Annotated in this window: 15 protein-coding genes; all 15 read right to left on the bottom strand. The window is 66.6% G+C overall.

Annotated features, from left to right (window positions below):
• Nucleotides 1–54: 54 nt before the first annotated feature.
• Nucleotides 55–1,374 carry a PPE family protein gene (locus A9W96_RS24965; RefSeq protein ID WP_067143868.1) on the bottom strand — a complete coding sequence of 440 codons (1,320 nt, stop codon included), beginning with the start codon at nt 1,372–1,374 and terminating at the stop codon, nt 55–57.
• Nucleotides 1,375–1,401: 27 nt separating this feature from the next.
• Nucleotides 1,402–1,719 carry a PE family protein gene (locus tag A9W96_RS24960; RefSeq protein WP_067143866.1) on the bottom strand — a complete coding sequence of 106 codons (318 nt, stop codon included), beginning with the start codon at nt 1,717–1,719 and terminating at the stop codon, nt 1,402–1,404.
• 201 nt (nt 1,720–1,920) lie between these two features.
• On the bottom strand, nt 1,921–6,084 hold the full coding sequence (gene eccCa / locus A9W96_RS24955; RefSeq protein ID WP_067143864.1) for a type VII secretion protein EccCa: 4,164 nt from the start codon (nt 6,082–6,084) through the stop codon (nt 1,921–1,923).
• 15 nt (nt 6,085–6,099) lie between these two features.
• A complete protein-coding gene (gene eccB, locus A9W96_RS24950; RefSeq protein ID WP_067143862.1) occupies nt 6,100–7,623 on the bottom strand; it encodes a type VII secretion protein EccB in 1,524 nt (507 codons plus the stop codon).
• A complete protein-coding gene (gene eccA, locus A9W96_RS24945; RefSeq protein ID WP_082972584.1) occupies nt 7,623–9,554 on the bottom strand; it encodes a type VII secretion AAA-ATPase EccA in 1,932 nt (643 codons plus the stop codon). The genes eccB and eccA overlap by 1 nt, the downstream gene beginning before the upstream one ends.
• Nucleotides 9,551–9,859 carry a YbaB/EbfC family nucleoid-associated protein gene (locus A9W96_RS24940; protein ID WP_065501437.1) on the bottom strand — a complete coding sequence of 103 codons (309 nt, stop codon included), beginning with the start codon at nt 9,857–9,859 and terminating at the stop codon, nt 9,551–9,553. The genes eccA and A9W96_RS24940 overlap by 4 nt, the downstream gene beginning before the upstream one ends.
• 175 nt (nt 9,860–10,034) lie before the next feature.
• A complete protein-coding gene (locus tag A9W96_RS24935) occupies nt 10,035–11,645 on the bottom strand; it encodes a PPE domain-containing protein (RefSeq protein ID WP_067143860.1) in 1,611 nt (536 codons plus the stop codon).
• Nucleotides 11,646–11,658: 13 nt separating this feature from the next.
• A complete protein-coding gene (locus A9W96_RS24930; RefSeq protein WP_067143859.1) occupies nt 11,659–11,895 on the bottom strand; it encodes a hypothetical protein in 237 nt (78 codons plus the stop codon).
• A 7-nt stretch (nt 11,896–11,902) separates the two neighbouring features.
• Entirely contained in the window at nt 11,903–13,816 is a 1,914-nt protein-coding gene (locus A9W96_RS24925) for a bacterial transcriptional activator domain-containing protein (RefSeq protein WP_067143857.1), read from the bottom strand.
• Nucleotides 13,817–13,836: 20 nt separating this feature from the next.
• Nucleotides 13,837–14,718 carry a hypothetical protein gene (locus A9W96_RS24920; protein ID WP_067143855.1) on the bottom strand — a complete coding sequence of 294 codons (882 nt, stop codon included), beginning with the start codon at nt 14,716–14,718 and terminating at the stop codon, nt 13,837–13,839.
• Entirely contained in the window at nt 14,718–14,912 is a 195-nt protein-coding gene (locus A9W96_RS24915) for a hypothetical protein (protein ID WP_036456404.1), read from the bottom strand. The genes A9W96_RS24920 and A9W96_RS24915 overlap by 1 nt, the downstream gene beginning before the upstream one ends.
• Nucleotides 14,912–15,313: a hypothetical protein gene (locus A9W96_RS24910; RefSeq protein ID WP_067143853.1), complete on the bottom strand. Its 402-nt coding sequence runs from the start codon at nt 15,311–15,313 to the stop codon at nt 14,912–14,914. The genes A9W96_RS24915 and A9W96_RS24910 overlap by 1 nt, the downstream gene beginning before the upstream one ends.
• A gap of 17 nt (nt 15,314–15,330) precedes the next feature.
• Nucleotides 15,331–18,087, bottom strand: a complete 2,757-nt coding sequence (locus A9W96_RS24905; protein ID WP_067143851.1) for an FtsK/SpoIIIE domain-containing protein — start codon at nt 18,085–18,087, stop codon at nt 15,331–15,333.
• Nucleotides 18,087–18,740: a hypothetical protein gene (locus A9W96_RS24900; RefSeq protein WP_067143849.1), complete on the bottom strand. Its 654-nt coding sequence runs from the start codon at nt 18,738–18,740 to the stop codon at nt 18,087–18,089. Before A9W96_RS24900 ends, A9W96_RS24905 begins: the two co-directional genes overlap by 1 nt.
• Nucleotides 18,741–18,762: 22 nt before the next feature.
• Nucleotides 18,763–19,899 (bottom strand): C40 family peptidase, encoded by a 1,137-nt coding sequence (locus A9W96_RS24895; protein WP_067143847.1) that lies wholly within the window; start codon nt 19,897–19,899, stop codon nt 18,763–18,765.
• Between the last annotated feature and the right edge of the window lie 351 nt (nt 19,900–20,250).

Raw genomic sequence — 20,250 nt, 5'->3', positions numbered from 1 at the left:
TCTGGATTGGCTTGTGGATTAGTCGATGCGATCCGCAGTGTGGGTGAAGGCGTCCTAGCGGGTCATTGCGTACGCCTCCTTTTCGCTGTCGGCGTCCTCGTCGACAGCGTCGTCGGCGTAGGTGTTGACCCGTTGACCGCGGGCCCGGGTGTTGTGGGCGCCGCCGCCCATCATGCCGCCGCCAGCGCCGCTCCCACTGGAGCCGGCGGCGCCGGGAAGTCCGGTAGCGACGGGGGTGATGGCACGCGCACTGTTGGCCAGCGACGAGGTGGTGCTCGGCGCCGCACCCCAGGTGGAGGGCATCAAAGGCTTGCTGGGCCCGCTGCCGAATGCACCGCCGGCCAGGCTGGTCATGCCGGCGGGGTTGAATCCGCCGATGGCCCCGGTGCCGGCGAAGCCGACCGGCACCCCCTGCTGTCCCAGGGAGCTGCCCCCTCCGGTGAGTTGGCCCAGCATGCTGCTGAGCTGCTGGGGCGCCGACAAGAGTTGCTGGGGCGCTGAGGTCAGCAGCTGGCCGGGGCCCTGCGTGAGCCCCTGGGCGGCCTGCGGGCCGATGGATGCGGCTTGCTGCAAGAAGCTGCCGGCCATGTTCTGGGTCAGCCCTTGCTCGGCGGTGCCGTCTTGGTTGCCGGCCGTTTGCGCTTGGTTCTGCGCCGGCGGCAGTTTGTCCGTGACTGAGGCCGGACTGCTCGCGGCTTTGCCCGCGAGCAGCTTGTCACTCGAGATATCGGAACCGGTTGCCGCACCGCCACCAATGGTGCCGTACCCGGCGGTATGGAATCCCGCTGAGACCGCGGTCGCCAAACCCGCTTCCCCCGTACCGACGCTCAGGGTGACCGGTGACGTCGGGGTGGGGGGGATGGAGGTCGCGGCGGCGCTGGAAGCGCCATCCCAGGTGCTCATGACATCGGCGGCCAGCTGCCACATGCGCTGGTAATCGGCTTCGTTAAGCCCGATGGGGATGGTATTGACGCCCATGAAGTTGGTACCGATCAGCACGCCGTGAACGAAATGGTTTTCGAACAGCTCCCCCATGGTCGGCATCGCGCCGACAGCACCTTCGTAGGCTGCCGCGATCTCGCCGTGGGATCCGGCCGTGAACGCCGCCTTGGCGGCGACGTCCGCCAGCCACAACAGCATCGGCTGATGAGCGGCCACGAACTGGGTGGCTGCCTCGCCTTGATACTGGGATTCGACAGCCGCGATGATCCCTTCGAGTTCGGCCAGCGCCGCCATGTATTCGGCACTCAGATGCGTCCACGACGTTCCCGCGGCAGTGATTCCCGCCGCGGTGGCGCCGGCGTTGAGCAGCGCCGAGTGGACTTCGGGCGGCGCCGCCACCCAAATCTGGGCTAATACCGTGTCGAAGGACATGGGTGCACGTCTGCCAGATGATCGAAGCTAGACGCTGATGCCGGCGCTGGCCCCGTATGCGCCGGCCTGAATGCCGTCGACCAGGGTGTAGCCGATACCGGATTCGCCGACGCCTTCTGAAGAGGCGGCGAGCTGGGTGTTGCCCATGCAGGCCATCGCCTGGTGCGACACGCCCTCAGCGACCAGGGAGGCGGCCGTCTTCACCGACACCGCGTCTGCGCCAGGCGGCAGGATGGCACCCGTGGCCACGGCGTGCGCGGCGTTGGTACCCAAGAGACGGGCGGTCAATGCAGCCACCTGAGCTGAAGCGGCTGCCAACGCTTCGGGTGTGACATCAACTTGCATGAAACAACATCCCCTCTGGTTTCACTATTCGCGATTGTTTTGTAGTAATTATCGCTGCCCCGCCCCACTGCGGCCACCGACAATGCGGCCCCCGTGACGGCCCGGTTAGATGCACGGTACCGCCGACACATGACACCTGCTGTAATTGCAGCAGGCGCACTAACACGCTAACACCTCTATCGTGCACATTTAACATTCCGGTTACATTTGGTCGGGGACCGCCAACTGGGCATATCCCTCGTTCTGACCGCCACTGGCCAACACATAACCGCGGCCGGGATCGAGGTCCTGGAATTTCATTCCACCGACCTTGTCATTACTCGCCGTGGAGCCCAGCATGATGCGGACGGCGTTTTGGTTGGCCAGCTGACCCGACACGGTATTGGGCGACATTTCCGCAGCAGCAGCTCCTTGCGCCCGGTGGGTCATGATCACCCGCAAGCCCACCTCGCTGGCAGAGGCGAAATGGCGCAGCATCGGCTGCCACGTCTGCACCATCCGACCCGATCCGCTCGCCGGGACACCGCCGGCAGGGACGTGGTCATAGATCTGCTGCTGGGCGGGAATGGCATCGAGGTCGTCGACGAACAAGTAGATCAGCGCCCCTTGCAATTTCCAGGTCCGCTTTTCTTCCCAGGGCAGATCCTTCGGCGGTGTTCTGCCGTCAAGGACGTGCGCCATCTGCTCAAGACGTTGCGCCATGGAAGCGAAGTCGGTCTCGTAGTAGTCCTCGCCCTCGATGAGCCGTGCCGTCTCTGCGCTGAGCCCAAGACCTCTGTCGAACACGCACACAATCGCTTGCTCGGGACCCGAGCGGCGCGCGACCACGCTGCGCAGCAGGTGGGTGAGGAACGTCGTCTTACCCTTCTCGTCGTCGCCATAGACGCCCACGAGCGGGTTTCGGGCGAAGTCATGCACCAACGGCTGCAGGTCGCGGCCACGCAGGCCCAAGGCGAACCGCTCTCCGTCGAGCCGATCTTGACTCAGCCCGGCAGCTCTGACCACCGCCGGCAGCAATTGCGGGCTCGGCACCGGGGTGTCTCCTGCATAGTGCTGTGCCACGGTGGCCACCGTTTCGCGCACCTTCTCGTCCAAGTTGTCCATGCTGGGCTGACCGTCGAGACGTCCCACCGCGAAGCGGATGACATCGCCGACACCGTTGATGCCGCGACCCAGATCGTGCTTGGGGATGCGGTCTTGCGGGCGGATCATCTCGTCCGTCTTCTGCGGCTTGATTTGGGAGTCGGAAGCTTGCGAGAGTTTCAGCTCGAACCGGGTGTTGATGTGGTTTTGCACCTCGTTGCCGAACTTCAACCAACTGGCCGCCGAAATCAGCACATGCATACCCCGGCCGGCGGTGGCCAGCCGTTCCACACTCTTGACGTGCGGGTTCTTGGGATTCAGAAGCGAGGTGTTGTCGTCGAGGAAGTTGTCCCAGCCGTCGACCACCAAGAACAAGTCAGTGGGGTAGCCGTCCTCGAGTCCTGGCTCATCGCCTTGGCTTCGCCGCCGCCGAAACTCAGCGAGCGAGCCGATGTTGAACTGATCGAAGATACGGCGCCGGCGCGCGATCACCGCCTCGAGGTCTCCGAAGATCCGCAAGTTCAGTTCATCGCGCTCGTTGCCGCCGATCGCGCCGATGTGGGGCAGGCCGTTGAGCGTCCCCACCGCCGGCCCGCCATAACTCATGACGTAGAAGCCCACGTCACGCGGAGAATAGCGGGCGGCAGCGGCCAGAATGAAGGTCTGCACCGCCATCGACGCTTCCTCTTTGCGCATGCCCAGAATCGACACATTGCCGTCATCGACGCTGTAACTAAGCAGGCTGTGGCTCAATTGGCGCGGTCGATCGATTTTGCCCAGCGGCCACCATGGGGCCGCTGCGGGTGCCGCCGTGTCCGCGGCGCCGGCCTGGGTGAGCATGGCATCGAGCGGGATCGGCTCATCCAGCGGCGGCGACCACAGCTGCGGTGAGGGCTTGCCATAGGCGGCAGCCAACTGCGGCCCGACGGTCAATACCAGCGACCGCGGCGGGCCCTCGATGACTGATTCGCCGGCGATTTCCTCTTCGATCACTGTGTCGGGGTCAGGCTCGACACGACCGGCGGTGAACACCCGCGCGCGCGGCTTGGCATTGATGACCTTGCGGCTGATCGTGGTCGGCGGCTCGTAGCGGGCAGGCAGCATGAATCCGCGGTACTTCATCGGCTCAGCACCGGGCGCGCGCACGAAATAGCCTGTGCCTTTGACGTTTTTGCCGTCGGGGATGTGGTAGGCGTCGCCGTTGCCGATCACTTGCCTCGAGATGGATTCGCTGGCGACCTTCAACCCGATGCGGTAGTTGGTGTTCTTGTCGATGTCCTTAATGTGGCCCTGGTCGAGGGTCTGGCTGGCAAACAGAAAGAAGATCCCTTGCGAGCGGCCTTTGCGGCACACAGTGTCGAACACCTTGGCCATCTCCGGATGGTCCCGCAGCAGCAACGAGAATTCGTCGATGATCACGAACAGGAACGGGATCGGTGGGAGATCTTTGCCGGCGGCAGTGGCCCGTGCCTCGTTGTATTCGCGCAGCGACTCAAACGCAGCGCCCCTGATCTGGCGACCGGCGTGAGCAAACGCCACACCCCGCTGGTCGAGCAACCCCAGGCACGTCTCGCCGAACCGCTCGACGTGGGATCTCTTTTCCTCGAGGTTGGTAATGACCGCGACCGCATGCGGATAACCGGCGAAGCCGTCGAAGCCAGCACCGTCTTTGAAGTCGACGAGGATCGCCTGCACGACATCGGGGGAGTGGTGGGCAAAAAGCGTGAACACCAACGTTTTCAGCAGCGTGGACTTGCCTGAACCGGTCATGCCGATCATCAGCCCGTGCGGCCCATTGCCGCCGTCGGCTTCGTCTTTGAGGTCGAGCATCTGCGGTGCCCCGCTGGGCTGCAATCCCAGCGGCACCCGCAACATCGGTGACAGATCCACCGGCTCTCCGGTTCCCACGGGCAGCATCCGCGGCGCCCACAGGGCCTCGACGTCCAGCTTGGCGGCATTGGAGATACCCAGTAACGCCAGAAGATTCTGCGCGGCAGCTGATTCGGCATTTTGCCGGCTCGTGGGCGCGGCGTCCCACTTCGACATTTGCCGCGCCACATGCCGCGAGACGTGCGCATCGAGCACGTCTGGTTCAGCGCAAAAGGTCTGCCAGCGAAAGCTCTGCCACGTGTCCATTCGCACGGCGGCGTCGGGGGCGTGGGCGTCACGGGCCACCCGCAGCAGCAGCTCGCGCGAGTGGGGCGCGTAATCACGGTCAGGGCCAGCGGCCGCGCGATAGGTGATCACCGTGACGCCGTCGCGTGCGGCGATGCGCCGCACCCCATCGTGGCCGGCGCTGGGGTCATCGACCACGACCACCACGTGTTTGTGCGATTTGCTCACCGCCGCGGAGTCGGTATTTCCTTTGTCGTCGACCACTTTGTCGCGATCCTTGATCAGCGGGGCCAGCATGGTCTCGACCTCACGCAACAAGATACCCAGCAACCGTGCTGGCCCGGCGCCATCGATGTCCTGACTTTCGGTGTGCGGCAACCACTTCGCCCAATTCCACTGCGATTCCAGTTGCGGCGAGGCCACCGCCAAAGCGATGTCGTTGGGGGTGTGCCAGCACACCAGTTGCGCGATCCAGGCCCGCAGGATCGCCCGAAAGAGCACCTGGTCGCCGTAGACGGCGATCATGCCGAATCCAGCCAGGTCAATCGCCTTAGGGCAATGCGGGATCGATTGCTGCACAGCCCTAAGGTGCTGCAACGCCGTGTACGTGACCGGCTCTAGATCTAGTTCGGACTCAACGGGTTTGACCTTGATTTTGCTCTGTAGCCGCACCTCGTCACGGCCGACGCGCACATGCAGATAATCGGGGTCAGTAGCGCCACGTTCCCACATTCGAGGTGATCCAAGAACCGCTTCAAGCACCTCGGGGTCTGGATGTGACCACTCGGCACTAGCTTTCTGCGCAGCCGCGACGTCCCGGATTTCTTCGCCCTTGCCCGACAGCCAGCGCAAGTATTCCGCCCGTTCGGAATTGACTTCGGGAGTAGACAGTTCGCTGTTGCCGCCTTGGGCCTGCATGGACTGAAACAGCGCGATCACCATCATGGCCACAAAGAACAGGTACATCGGCTGCATCTGCCGGTACCCGGTCATGAACATGAAGACCACCATGACGACCATCGACGCGCCGAAAACCCATGGCAACGCCTTTTTCAGTGCGCCGACCTCGACGGTGCGGGGCAGCTCTGGCGGGGGGTTGAGGGTGAAATCCTTAGCCTTGTGCTGGGGACCGGCCACGCGGCGCCGATGGGGGAATCGTTCTCGCATCAGGGATCTCCCTTATCAGTGCGCAACCAGCGCATCGGCTTTGGACAGGGTGGGGCCGGGGGCAAATAGACTCAGCACCGACCAGGGGACCGGCAGCGGCGGCGAACTCAAGCCCAGCACTTCTGCCGTGGACGTCGTTGACTGGCCAGCTGGTGGGTCTTCTAACCCGTAGCGCACACCGAGATCAGAGACCCAAAACAGCGACTCTTTGGTCTTCGCTTGTGGTTGCTGCCCTGTGACCTGCACGTAGTAGCCATTGCCCCGGGGTAACACGACCCGCGCGGCGGTGGTGGGCCCGGCCCCAGTGAGCTCCACTGGCTTGGCGTCGGCGGCAACGGGAAGGCTCTGTCCGGACAACAGCGTCAGGCTGGACGTGGGCGCACCGGCCAGTTTCACCCACTGTCCGCAGGTCACCGGGTCGGTCTCAGGATCCATAATCCGCAGCGCCGCCGCCGGGTAATCGTCGACCGAAATCGGTGTAGCTTTGGGCGCTTTGGCGACCTGGTCTGGTGTCAGGGCGGGCGGCTCGACAAGGCCATAGGCGTCGTTGGCACGCAGGATCGCCGCCACCACCGGGGAGATCGACTGTAGCCCTTCTGCGGTCACGACGTAGTAGCGAATCTGGTTGTTGGTGTCGTGGTCGATCACCACCGAGGCCACCGGCGGCGGCGTCTGGCCGGCGACCGGCCACACAAATCGGGGCGGATCCCCGGCGTTGGCCACGAACGGCACCACCAGCGGCGCCGATTCGGGAATCAGATTCAGCAGTGAACGGTTGATGGTCCGCGGTGCGGGCGTGTCGGCATTGATTCCTACCGCCGCGGTGACCGCGGCGTTGTGCAGATCGATTTGACTGCGTTTGCCGCCCCAGATCAGCCAGGCGGTCTGGCCGCCGTCGGTGGTGGCCAACACCGCCGAGGACGCCGGCAGTGCAGACGCGTGGCCTGAACCGGCAACCGGATCGCCGAAGATCACCGTTGTGCCACTTTGCGCGCCGCCGATAGCGTCGCACACCATCCAGCGCGCGTCGCGGGCATCGGACTGCACCATGCGTGAGGGCGCATTGGGAATGCCCAACGTGTTACCCAAGGGGAACTTGTCGATTTCGCTGGATTTCACCACGGTCGGGTTATCTGGATGGCCCGAGATCAGGCGGGCGCTGGCCAGGTTGAGCACCGGATGTAGTTCGTCGTTGACCACCACGTACAGCGCGTTGGTGGACCGTTCAGCCAGGACGTGCTTGGTGCCGGTGACGCCGGCAGGTTTGAGGATCGACAGCACCAACGCCCCCGCCACCAGCACGGCCGCGATCAGGGTGCCCACGCTCAGGGCGCGCCCCTGCCGGCGTAGCGGATCGGTGAGCATCCGCGTGTCGCGCAGCGCGACGCCGTTGCTGATCCGTCGAATCAGGAATCGCCAGCCCGAAACCTGGTGTCGGGTAACGAATCCCCACGGCCGCTTGCGCGCCGAGGTGGGTCCTAACTCGACGCTGCGGGACTTAAACCCCCGCCGTGGACGTGGGGTAACCGGTGCGGTCATCACGCACCTCCGCCGGTGTGTGTACCGCCGCGGCGCCACAAGGCGGGTTCAGCTGAACTCACCGGCTCCCCATGCTGCGGTGCCGCCCCCACGAGCGGTCCTTGATCGCGGTCGTGCCGCGATAGCTTGATGTTCTGTTCTTTGTCGGCTCGATCGAGTTCGCGCGCCACAGCGGTGCGCACGTCCTCGGCGGTGATGGTCTGCAACTCCTCGGCGGTGGCACCGGGGCCGAGTTTGCCGGTGACGTCGAGGCGGTGGTCCCGCTGCTCTTCAGCGAATTGGATCAGGTTCTCGCTGAAGCGGGCGTTGCCCAACACGTCCATCGCCGGACGGCGCCGCCCGCTGGTGTCCACGGCGGTGGCACCAGCGAGCTCGGCATAGGCGGCCCGCAGCGGCTCGGTATCGGAGATGATGCTGCCGCCTTTGGCGGCTTTGCGCACCGTGATCTCCACTAGCTCATCGACGGTGTAGGACGGCAACGTGATGGCGCGGGTGAATCGCGACCGCAGCCCCTCGTTGGAGTCGAGGAATTCCTGCATCTTGTCGGCGTAGCCGGCCGCGATCACCATCAGCTTGCCGGCGTGGTTGGTCATGGCGCGCAACAGTTCTGCGATCACCACCCGGCCGTAGTCCCGCTCGGAATCTGATTCGGTGAGCGCATAGGCCTCGTCGATGAACAGTACCCCGCCGCCGTCGTCGACGATGCGGTCGATGATCGCTTTGATCTTGGCTTCCGAGCCGCCGATGACCCGGTCGACCAGGTCCGAGCGGCTGGCTTCGACGAAGGTGTCAGACGGCAGCACATCGGCGGCACACAGCAGCTTGGCGATCACCCGGGCGATCGTCGTCTTCCCGGTGCCGGGCGGACCTTTGAGCACCAAGTGCAGCGACTTGTTGCGCACCGGCAGCCCCAGGGTTTCGCGTTGCTTGTCGGCGCGCACGCTCGATTCCAGCCGCGCGATTTGCTCTTTGACGTCGACCATGCCGACGAAGTCGGCGAGTTCAGCGGCGGCTTCGCCCTTGAGCTCCTCGCGGCGAGCCGCTCCGAGCTGGCGAGCGAAGTCGCGTTCGCCGGGCTCGGTGCCGGGATCCCAGTAGTCGTTGCGGGCGTCGATGCGCGCGGCGGTGGTCGGGTGGATGCCGAAAGCGGGATCGCTCAGCGCCGTGGCGATCGTCGATCGCACATGTTCGGAGATCCCCACCACGGCGTAGGCCTCGTTGAGCAGCGCGGTGGCAGCCTCCGCGCGGCCCAGCGCTCGAGCGCACAATCCCGCCCCGAGCAGCGCTTCAGCGCTGGCAGCCTCGATCGGCCCCTGCCCTTGGCTGCTCAATTGGTCAAATCCTTGCTCCCACAGGCCCAAATAGGCGCCGGACAAGCCGAGGGCCACCTGTACTGCTTGGTGCAGGAACGGATCGTTGCGTACCTGCGCGGCCAGCGGCGCCAGGACCCGGCGTACGTCATGCCAGCGTTTGGCCCGGAAGTACACCACCGCCAACACCCAGCCGGCAGGCCCGGGCACAGCCGCAAGCAACCGGTCGTCCAGGAGATCGCGGGCGCCGGCGTAGTCACCGGCGGCGGCACGCGCGGCCGCACACGCCATGATGACGCCGTCGGCGCCGCGCGCGTGCAGCTGGATGTACAGGCCGGTATCGAAGGCGAAATCGATCGCGTCAGCAGCCACGTCACCGGCGGTGATCAACTCACCGCAGGTGTCTAGGGCGCGGTAGGCGTTTTCCAGGACCGCGCGGCTGACGTCGCCGCTGGCCGCTAGGCCCAGCCATCCGTCGCACTGATCGGGATACTGCACGGTCAGGCGCTCGAATCCGCTGCGCGCAGCGCGCTTATCGGGCACCTGCCGGCGTCCGTACACTTCCGCGCCCAGGGCTGCGCAGCTGCTCAAGAAGAGGTCCAGCGCGTCGCTGCTTGTCATCGCTGCTCCACGACCGCGGCGACTTGGGCGCTGACGTGTTGTGACACTTGGGAAAATCCTTCCTCCGACATGGCCAGCAGCAGTTCACTGAGCTTGTCGCCGGGGTAGCGGTCAAACAGGTCCTCGGCGAACGACGCCTCGACGATCATGCCGTCACCGTCGAAGACAAGCGTGTTGTCGCCGTCGGGGCAGCTCACCGTGACCCGTAGCTGTTCGAGGTTTCGGCGTGCCGCTCGGATTCGTTCGAGGAATTGCCGGCCGCGCGCCATTTCGGCGGACACGGCGGGGTGCAGGGGAATGTCCATCAGACGATGTCGCCTAACACTGGTGGGCTGGTGGGATCGCAGAGCGAGTGTGCCGACGCGGGTGCTATCCCCGAGGGGGTCGCGCTGTGGTGTGCGGCGGGCCGCACCGGCCGATCGGTCATGCCATCAGCGTGGCACAAAAGTGCGACAGCCGGGGGCGCAAGATCAGCCACCGCTAGGTGTCGCCGCGGGTCGAGGTTTCTTTCTTGCGGGCAGCGATGCGCGCCTTGACTGCGTTGTGCGCGTCGGGTTTGACCACGGGCTCGGCTTTTTCGGCAGCGCCGACAACTCCGGGCCGCCCTTCGGAGTCGACCTCGGGTATCGGCTGCTCGTAGCTGTGCACCTTCTTGGACTCTGTGCCCTCACCGTGGCGTCCCATCGGCATCATGCCCATGCCGCCTGACCCGCTCGAGCTCGCGGCGGCGGGGCTGGCCGCCGCCTTGCTCGGCCCGGTAGGCGGCGAGGAGGCCGGGGTTCCGGTCAGCCCGGCCGAGTGGACTCCGCCCAGAGGGGCAGGTTTGATCGGGCTGCCACCGCCCCCTCCCTTGTGGGCTCCGCCTCCTGCCGGGTGCGCATGAGTCAGCGCGGCGGGCTTGATCGGTGGTTTGGTGGCCTTGGCCAGATTGCCGGCCTGCTGGCTGAGTTGCTGGCCGAGTTGGCCCAGCGACTGTAAGGGGTTGCCTTGGCCAAACGACTGCATCAGCGGTCCGAGCGCGCCCATCAGGGAGCCCAGCATGTCTTGGAAACCCGATCCTTCCCCGGACGCCGACGATTTGGATGTCTGGGGGCTGCCATCACCCGACTTCGGCGTTGGGGGATCGTCTTGCTGATCGGTTTGGCCGGGTTTGTCACCGGTGTTCGGCGTGGGTGAGCCGGGAGCGTTTGGCGTGTTGGGGGCCAATCCAGGACCGGGGGGAAGTGTGCCCGGCGGTGTGCCGGCCGCTTTGCCTGTGGTGGTATAGCCGGTCAAGGTGACTCGGGCGGTGTGCTGCATCCCGGTCAATTGGGTTTGGTAGGCCTGCGCTCGAGGCGCCCCGAACGGGTCCGCGCGCGCCTCGGCCAAGTTCGTTTTGGTCGTGCGCCACACGGTGGGGTGGCCGACTGCTGTGGTGGCGGTGGTGTGGGCGCCGGCGGCGGTGCTGTAGCCGTTGGCTAGTGCGCTGGCGTGCGTGGCGACCTGTTGCGTCCAGCCGATGGCTCGGTCCAGCCGGGTCAACAGCGGTGAGCTCATCGCGGCGTGACCTGAGGCGAGTAGTTGGGTTCTGGCCCCGGTGAGCGCGGTATGGGCGGTCACTGCTTGGGTAGCCACGCCTTCCCACTGCGCGGCCTTGGCCAGCGCCGGCGCGGGGCCGGCGCCGGAGTGCAGCGCCAAGGCGAGCTTCTCACCGTCGCGGCCGCTGATGTCAGGCACGGGCGAGGTGGCCGGCGGCCCAGCAGGCGCTGCGCCCGCCGCGCCTGGCCCGCTGTGGGCGGCGGCCGGCGTGGCCGCTGGTGCGTGGCCACCTGCGCCGCCGTAGGCCGCCGCGGCCGCGGTGTCTTGGGTGTCGAAGCCGCTGGCTGTGCTGTGAATACCGGCCGCGGCGCTAAACGCTTGCTGGGCACCGGCTTTGATGTGCTGCACCAGCCAGCGTTGCCAGGCGTTGAGGTTGTCCATCAGCGCTTTGGACACTTCGTCGTCCCCGCAGGGCGGCACGTCTGATTCCAACTGCTGGTGTAAGGCCTCACCGGCGGCGTGAACCAGTTCGCCGGCGTGGCGCAGTCCGCTGGTGTCGATATCCAAGCCCATGATGCCCCTGCCGCTACTCGGGCAACAGTGGGTCGTAGCGGTGGGCGAACGCCGCCTGTGCGCAGGTGAGGAACAACTCGGTAAATCCCTCGATGCCCAGTGGACGCAGCGCCGTGACGGCGGCGTCGACATCGACGATCGCGCCGGTGGTGCACACCGACACCGACAAGGCGGCCGGGTCGGTCTCGGCAGTGGTGATGACCTCGTCGTCGTCGTCGTCCTTGAATTGCGTCACAGTGATGGAATGCATGGGGGCCCTATCCTGCCTGTCGAGTGAGGTCGAAGACCGCCGGATCCCTATCGGGGCCGGTGACGGTGGCAAGGAACTGTCCACGCAGCGCGCGGAAAGCGTCCTTGTCGTGGCCGTCGAGAGCCGCCGACAGCGCGACCTGCCATAGGTCCTGTCGAACGTTGTCATACCACAAGCCTTTGCGCGCGATTTCCACCGCGGCGCCGAACCGCTTGGCTTCGTGGTGCCGGCGCGCCAATGCCACCGCAGCCGCGGGCACTCGATCCCGTAACTCTTCGCGCAAGTCTTTGGTCCAGGCCCATTCTTTCGGCGGGATTCTGCTCAGCGGCGGCCCGGTGACCAGATCCATCGCGCCGATCAGGTTCGGGGTAGGGGTGGTCTCGACGAGGATTTCAACCAGCCGCTCGAATTCCATCCAGTCTGAGCGCACCGCGTTGTCGAGGTGGTAGCCACCATCGCTCATGGGCGGCAACGCTTTAGGCCCACCGGGGCGCACGACTCCCAGCCGTGCGCGCAGCAGTGAGAGCTGTTGAGTCACCGTTTTCTCCGAGGCGGCCCCACCGTAGACGCAGCCGATGATGTCAGTGGCGCTGGCCCAGGGGCGGTGCTGAAGGAACACGGTGAGTTCGTTGAGCCGCTTTTCCCGCGGCCCGGGCTCTTGGGTGCTGTGCGGCGGTTGGAGCACGACCTGGCCCAGGATGCGGTTCCATATCGGCGCGATGACCGGCGTTGGCCCATCGGGCTGTGGCCGGGTTTCGGCCGTCTCGGCGACCGGGCGTGCAGGGGCTGGCGGGGCGGCCTGTGCGGCGCATAGGGCCGGGCCAGGGGAGTGGAGCTCGTCGGCCGGTGCCGGCCAGGGGGTGCGCTGGTCAATTTCGCTGTCGTAGGGGTGGTCGGCGACCAGAGGCGGCGACGCCGCCGGCGCCGAGGGTGCGCTCATGGGTGCGAAGAAGTCGATCGGCTCCTCGTCGCTGGGCGCGGGTTCGGGCTGGCTGTGCTCGAGGTCTGGAGCCTCCGCGGCCGCGCTGTCGTCGTCGAGGAAAGCGAACTCGGCGTCGGGGCCGGTGGCGTCGACGGCCGAGTCATCGTCATGCGCTGCGTCGGCATCGAGGCTGCGCTCGGCTTCCACTGCTTCAGGGGTGGCGATCGGCTGCTCGGGCTGGTCGGTTAGCAGTTCGGCGCAGCGGTCAACGACTTCGGCGCTGGGAACGATCAGTGTGGCCGTCAGCGGCCGCGATGAGGCGCCGCGACTGATCTGCCCGAGCCGATCGGGACCACAGCTGATCACCCAGGTGCTCGACATCGCCGCGTCTTGGCCGAGGTCAATCAGGATCGGGCTGGTTGAGGCGGCCACGATTTGGGCGCGTTCGGCATAGGTCAGGCCGGGACCACACACCAACACGTCGACGCCGGGTACACGCCCGGGCGCCACAGGTTGCACCCGGGTGGTCCATGGTCCTTTCCACACATCGTCGGTCACGCCGATGCTAATGGCGGGATGGGTGGCCATCAGTTCCAGCACCCAACGGCGGATCAATGCGGCAGCGGTGTCGGGATCCCCTTCGACGCGAATGCGGGGAAATGCGGCCAGGTTCAGCCCCACCAGCCCACCGTCGTCGGTGGTGCCGAACACCACCAGGTAGACCGGATGCTCAGGGTCGGGCGGGTGTCCGGGATCGATGGCTTCCCAACCGATTTGGGCTTCTCGTCCGGCGGGCTGCCACGGCTGGGGCAGGGGGGCCTTGAGCCCTTCGACGAACGTCACCGTCAGTTCGTCGCGGCGGGCGGTGATCACCCCGGCGGGCCCTGGTGCCGGCGAGAGCCCCGACAGCGATTCCAGGCGCCGCGCGACGTCGCGCGCTCGGCTTTGCCCGTACCACCGTGAGGTGACCGGGACGCTGCTGACCGCGGTGGACACCATGACCTGTGTGTTTGCCCGGGCTACTTGCTGCCCGTACCGCTGGTGGACGGGTCAGCGGGAACTGCGCCGCCATCACCGCCGGAGAATGCGTCCAGATCAACCCCCGCGGTGTTCGTCGCGCTCGCGCCGGGCTTGGAGCCGCCGCCGGTCGCCGGAACAGCCCCCGCACCGCCGGCGCCACCGCCTTGGCCGCCGGGGTTGTCTGCGGTGGTGAACGGGTTGGTGGCCGCGTTGGGGTTGCTGCCCGCCGGGGTCGCGTTGGTGGCGCCTGAGGGGGTGCTGGCGAAGGGGTCTGTGGTGGCTCCCACAGTGGTGGCTGCCGGCGCGCCAGGGGAGGCCAGCGGGTCGGCGAAGGGGTTGGCGGCCGGGCTGGCCGCACCGGCCTGCTGGGCACCGTAGGGGTCGCCGAACGGGTTGGCGCCAGCACCGCCCATTCCTTGCCCGAATGGGCTCATGCCTTGTCCGAGCGGGTTCATCCCCTGCAGCCCTGAGCCTCCTGAGCCGAGCAATTGGCTCAAGATGTCCATCAGGCCGCTGCCGCCTTTGGAGTCGTCCTTGTTGTCGTCGTCTCCATGGTGGTGGTGGCCACCGTTGGCGGCATCCTCTCCGTTGGCTTGCTGTGTGGCCGAGGATTCTTCGACTGTGCCAGCGCTTTTGGACTGGTATTTCTCGATGATCGCCAAGATCTGGCGTTGGCCTTCGGGTGATTGCGGATTGGGGACCGCCGCGATTTCGGCGGCCTCGGCAGCGGAGTTACCTGCGATGGCGTTGCCGCCGTTGACATTGACGTCGGCGCTGCCATCCGCGGCGCCGCCGGCGCCGTTCGCGGTGCCGTTGAACGTGTCCAGCGGTACGTGGTCATGGCCGGTTGTCTGGGCATACGGCCCCCCGCGAGGCCCCATTAGCCGAGGACCGCCGTGGAGAAGTTCGAATCCAACACCTGTTGGCGGATTTCGCGGGCCTGCTCGGCGCATTGCCGGCTCAGTTCACCGACCTCACGCAGCCCATCGCCACGCACCGGGTTGTGGCCGAACAGCTCGTAGTAGCGGCGGTGCTGGTCCTGAGATTCTTGGACCAGTGCGTCGATGGCACTCATCAGTACCCCCCTCGGTTGGCGGCGCCCACCGAGGCCAAAGCCGGCTCGGCTGATACACCGTTGGTCTGTGGATCAGAAAATGGTTCGGGCCGCCCCGCGGCGGCGTCCGGCTTGGACGCCGCGGAGCTCTCCGAGGCGGGGGTTCTGGGCGGCGGGGTGGGCAGCTTGGCGGTTTTCTTGTAGCCCATCTGGTCGAGTTGATCGTTGGTGACCGCACCACCTTTGACCGCTGCGGCGCGCGCGTCTTCATAGCGCTCCCGTGCCGCCGCAGCGTCGTGGAGCTGGGCCACGTAGGCATCCCAGGTTTCTCCGACATCACCGACTAAGGCGGTGTTGTCTTTGAGCAGGTTGGCATACGCGGCCTCCGCGGCAGCCCTGCCGGTCTTTTTCCTGGGCGCCATTCCCACCTCCGTTGTCGCTAGTGCATATGCAGTTTGCGAGCCTGCACCACCTCGTAGGGATCGACCTCGATGTCGGCGGCGTTGTGACCGTCTTCGAGGTCCCGATAGGGGATCACGAGCCGGTCAAGACCGTCAGCATCTTCGGTGAGGTAGGGCTCGGCGTGAACGTACTTCCAGTCTGCGACACCGTCAACGGAAAGGTCCACCAGATCACCGTGGGCGACCTCGTTGGCCGCGACCGGGATCGCGGCCTCGTATTCGTCCTCGATGGTCGGCAAATAGTCATCGTCAAAACCGTCAACGGGTGCCCCGAATGACGCGGCCGCCGCCGCGGTGGCGCCCTGCCCATCGTGGCCGTGGTGCACCTCCGGGAGCTCGGGATGCTCGTCGTCCATGGTGGCCTGCCGGACCGCGCTCAACGGTCGCACGTATTGGTCACTCAGGGGGTCCAGATCGGGGCGCTCGGAGGCGAGCACGATCGGTGATTGGCGGATGTCGGCGAACGACAGTGACTGCTCGTCGTCCTCGGGGTCATAGCCGCGCAGCGCACTGTCGACAACCCGGCGCGGCCAAAAGCTGTCGACGTTGCGCAGCTCGGTGAGGATCGCGCGTTCGTGGTCGGACAACGCCGCCCACTGCTCCTCGGTGGCTGGGATTTTCGGCGTGTAGAACGCTTGCATCTCCCGGAACCGGCCGTCGGGCAGCTGCACGGTGCCGCGGCCTTTGATGCCCGGTTGGATGCGAGTGCCCGCGACCGCGTCGTTGAACATCATGATCGCCGCATCCTTGGACCGCAGGCGTCCCATCGCCACCCGCAACGCGGTGTTGTCGCGCGCCTCACCGGAGATGAACATCGTGTCGGGACGCTGGATGCCGATCGCCATATGGATGGCCACTGCCCGCGCGGTCCGCAGCAGGATCCCGACGTCTTTGGTGGTGGGCGGCGCCCCTTTTTCCTTGCTGGTCTTATAGGTCGCGTAGAACTCCGCCAACGCCACCACCAGGTTGGAGAACTCGTCGGTGATCACGATGATGGGGTCGAAGTCATCAGCGCGGTTGGGATTGATCTTGACCTGCGAGAGCCGATCACGCATGGTGTCGGCGATGAACCGCAGCGCGGCGGTGTGTCCGACCAGGCCGTCCTCGTCGGTACCGGCGGTCACCAGCGACACGTTCGGCCAATCCCGCATCCCTGGGGAGTCGAAGCCCTTCGGGTCGATTTCGACCACATTGAAACCTCGCCGCGCGCACTGGGTGGCCACGGTCATCAGCGCCGACGTCTTGCCCGAGGAGGTCTGGCCGGCGATGAGCATGTGCGGGGACTGTTTGAAGTCCCAGCTGATGGTGTTGCCGTAGGCGTCGACGCCGAACGGGATGACCGTGTGCTTGTACAGGGCGCGGATCGTCGCGCGGGTGACCGTGGGGAAGTCCAGCGGCGGGTCGACCAGGGTGGGCAAACCGGGGCTGCGCACGAATCGCACTCGCCGCGAGGCCATGCTCCATTCGGCTTCCCAGGATCCTCCGAGCGCATCAGAGACCATGCCTTCGATGACTCCGCGCCGATATGCCGAGCTGACCTTGAGGTTGTAGGCGAAGCCGACGGTGAACTCGCGGATCCGCGCGGCGATGGCGTCGTTGCCGGTGGCGGCCGCCCGTTTCGCGAGGTCCTCATCGACATCGTCGGCCGGGGTGGCCGCTGCGTGTCCGTCGACGGGGTTCCCGGCCTCGTCGATCTCTAGGGCTGGCTTGTCCACGGTCACCGAGGCGATGTGGGCTGCCGCGTCAAACCAGGAGACGACCAGCGGCGCGAGCACCGTTTCGGCGTCGTCGACGGCGTCGTGGTCATCGACGGTGACGGTGTGGGTGGCGGTCAGTGTGCGGGTCAACGCCTCATGCTCGATGGTGTAGGTGTGGCCGGTGACCTCGCGCAGCACCGCGGCGATTTCGGCGATGAGGTCCTCGCCGACCGCCCGGGGATGCTGGCTGTAGAGCAGCTTGATCACCTTGGGGAACGCCTTTTGCCGGCGCGGGTAGGCGCAGCGGATGACCTTGACGCGGCCGGCTCGCAGGTCATCGGTCCATCCCAGCGTGAACGACGCAAGGTAGGTGATCTTGTTGATTTGGCGGGTGATGGTGCCGCGCAGGTAAGCCCACCAGGCGAATTGGGTGAACCCGTAACCGGTCGCGACCAGCAGCGCAACGACCAGCAGCCGACCAGGCAGGGTGCTCGCCGCGGTACCGGCCCAGCGCAACAGGGCCCCGGCCAGGGCCAGCGTGACACCAGCGCCTCCCAGAATCAGCGGGACGGTGGGGTACTGCTCACCGGTCCAGGCCTGTCCGGCACGCAGGTGGCCCAGATGGCCGGTGCGGGCGCGGTGGTTGGACCACGCCAGCATGGCCCACCACAGTGCGGCCGCGACGGCGGCGATCGCTGGGGCGGCGATGAACAAGATCCAGAACCAGCCCACGCCCACTCCGGCGACGACGTAGATCGGGTTCGCCGAGGGGGGCAGCAGGTAGTCGCGTATCGGTGAGGGTGAATAGAGCAGGTGGTGGGCTGCTGGCCACACCTTGGTGTAGGTCAGTAGCGCGATCACGCCCAGCCCGGACAGGATGATCCATCGCCACCCCTGGGCGGCCTGCTTCTGCTCGGCTGCGGATTCGCCGGCGACGTGGGGGCGTTTGAGCTCGGCGTTATTGATGGCGTAGGGCCGCGGCGGCGGCGCCGTCCTGGTGTCGGCCTTGGCGCCAGGGGCTGTCTTGTTCGCCGCCATCACCGCACCCCCGGGGGCGAGGTGGCCGGCGCCGGCGCCGGCGCGGTGTCGGAGTTGACCGGCACGACGTTGGCGACCTTCCAGCCGTCTGCTGCCAGGGCCAGACGGATCTCGATCTGGGTCCCGTCGTTGTAGGTGGCGCGAAACGCCACGGCGCCGGGCAGCTCGTCGAGCGGCCCGTCCAGCGAACTCACTGCGGCCTGGGGGACGTTGCGGATGTCGGTGAGCCGGTATTGCTCGATCAGCTGCTGGGACACATCGGGGCTGATGCGGGCCAACCAGTCGTCGTGATTGTCGTTGGGGGAGGCGAAATTGGTGGCGAACCGAGCGGCGAGGGCCCGCGCGGCGTCGACGGAGGCAAGCTGGGGCGCCACGGTGGGTGCCGGTAGCTGGCCCACCTCAGGATTGTCGCCGTAATCAGCAGGCGGGGCCGCCGGCGCCGGCGCGGGTGTGGCGCTGGCGGCTGGCCGCTGCTGGTGGCGCTCGCTGGCGCCGGCGTCACCGTGGTGGGTGCTGTACTGCCAGCACAGTCCCGCCACGGCCACCATTCCGGCGATGACGCCCAGGCGGATACGCAGCGGGACCCGCCACACCCACCACCGCAGGCGCCACCATCGGGCTCGCAGGGATCGCTGCTGTGTGCTCATGCTCATGTCAGCCTGCCTTCTTTCTTGGTCACAGGACGCGTTTGATGACGACGAAGCGGGAGGGAAACGGTGAGAGCTTCACCGGTATCCCGAAGTCTTGGGCTTCCACGATCGTGGTGGGGTTGACCACCATGGCCACGTGACCGGGCCCGCGGGAGTCGGGGTTCAAAAACACCAGATCCCCTGGCTGCACGGCGGTACGCGGGACGATGCTGCCGTAGTGGACCATGTCGTAGGTCAAGTGGGGCAACACAATTCGATGCCCTGAGGCTTGGTAGATGGCGTAGAGCACCAGACCTGAGCAGTCGAATCCGCCTCCGGTGGGGCCGTTGATGTTCCCGCCGCCCCACACATAGGGCAGCCCGATCTCGGCTTCTGCGGCGCGCGCGGCGGCCACCCCGGCCGCGGTGCCGGGCCCAAGGTTGCTCGGAGCGCCGGCGTGCGGATCGCGCACCACACCGCAGATGTCGCGGCCGCTGTCGTCTTTGGTGGATTCGGGCGGGGTGGGATGACCAGAGCTGGCCATCACCTCGTGTAAGTGCTGGCGGTAGAACGCCGTTGCCTGGGTAACGAATGCGGCGTAGGCGTCGGGATAGGCCGATCCTTGGACTGTTTGGGCGGCCACGGTGGGGGCCATGTTCTGCCAGCCCCCGACTTTGAGCAGCTTGGCGAAGAACTTTTGCGCCGCGACGCCGGGGGTCATCAGGTCTCGCAGGCTGCCCCACCATGGCTGTTGCTGCATGATGCCGACCGACTTGTGGTCGTGTCCCACGCCCTCGTGGGGAATCCCCAGCGACTCGGGCACATTGGAGTTGGCCAGGTTGCGCAGCCCGGATTCCTCCATGCCCACGGCCAAGCCGATGATGATGCCCTTCTCGGGCACCTTCATCTGTAGGCCGGCGGCGATGACAGCTTTGCCGTTGTTGATCGGCCCCGGCCCAAACGACACCCCGGTGTCGGGGCTGATGCCCTGGGACTGCAGCTGGTGCTGGCACTGCGGGGTCAGCCCCGCAGTGGCCGGCGGCGCCCCGCCGCCGAGGAACACCACGAACATCACCAGCAGCGCGGTCCACGCAAACGGGGCCAGCAACGCCAGCGCGGCGTACACCTTGCGACGATGCACCCATACCGTGCGGGCGATCGCCACCCATTCCATCGGCTCCATCAGCGCCCGGCCCTAGTCAGGCAGCCTCAGACAACGCGTGCCGACCTTCGCGGCCGCCCATGCCCGCGCCGCGGCTGGCGCGGTAGATCCGGACCGCTTCGGCCAGCCGGTCCTGGACTCGACTGGCGTCGCTGACCACGACCGCAGGTTCGGCCGGCTGCGGCGCGCGGTGGTGATCGCCGGCATCCGAGGACGTGTCGGCGTCAGCGCCGGCGCCACCCGCCCCGGACCCGCCGGCGCCCCCTGCCGCGGGTCGCTGATCGCTCCGGGCCCCGATCCAGGCCCGCCCCCGCCGTCTGTACCGCCGTGCAGCCAGGGGATCTGGTGTTTTTGAACCCCGACTCCCGCGGG

Origin of the sequence: Mycobacterium sp. 1245852.3, assembly GCF_001669335.1 — a bacterium.
Lineage (GTDB): Bacteria > Actinomycetota > Actinomycetes > Mycobacteriales > Mycobacteriaceae > Mycobacterium > Mycobacterium europaeum_A.
This window is presented reverse-complemented; position numbering and strand designations above follow the sequence as displayed.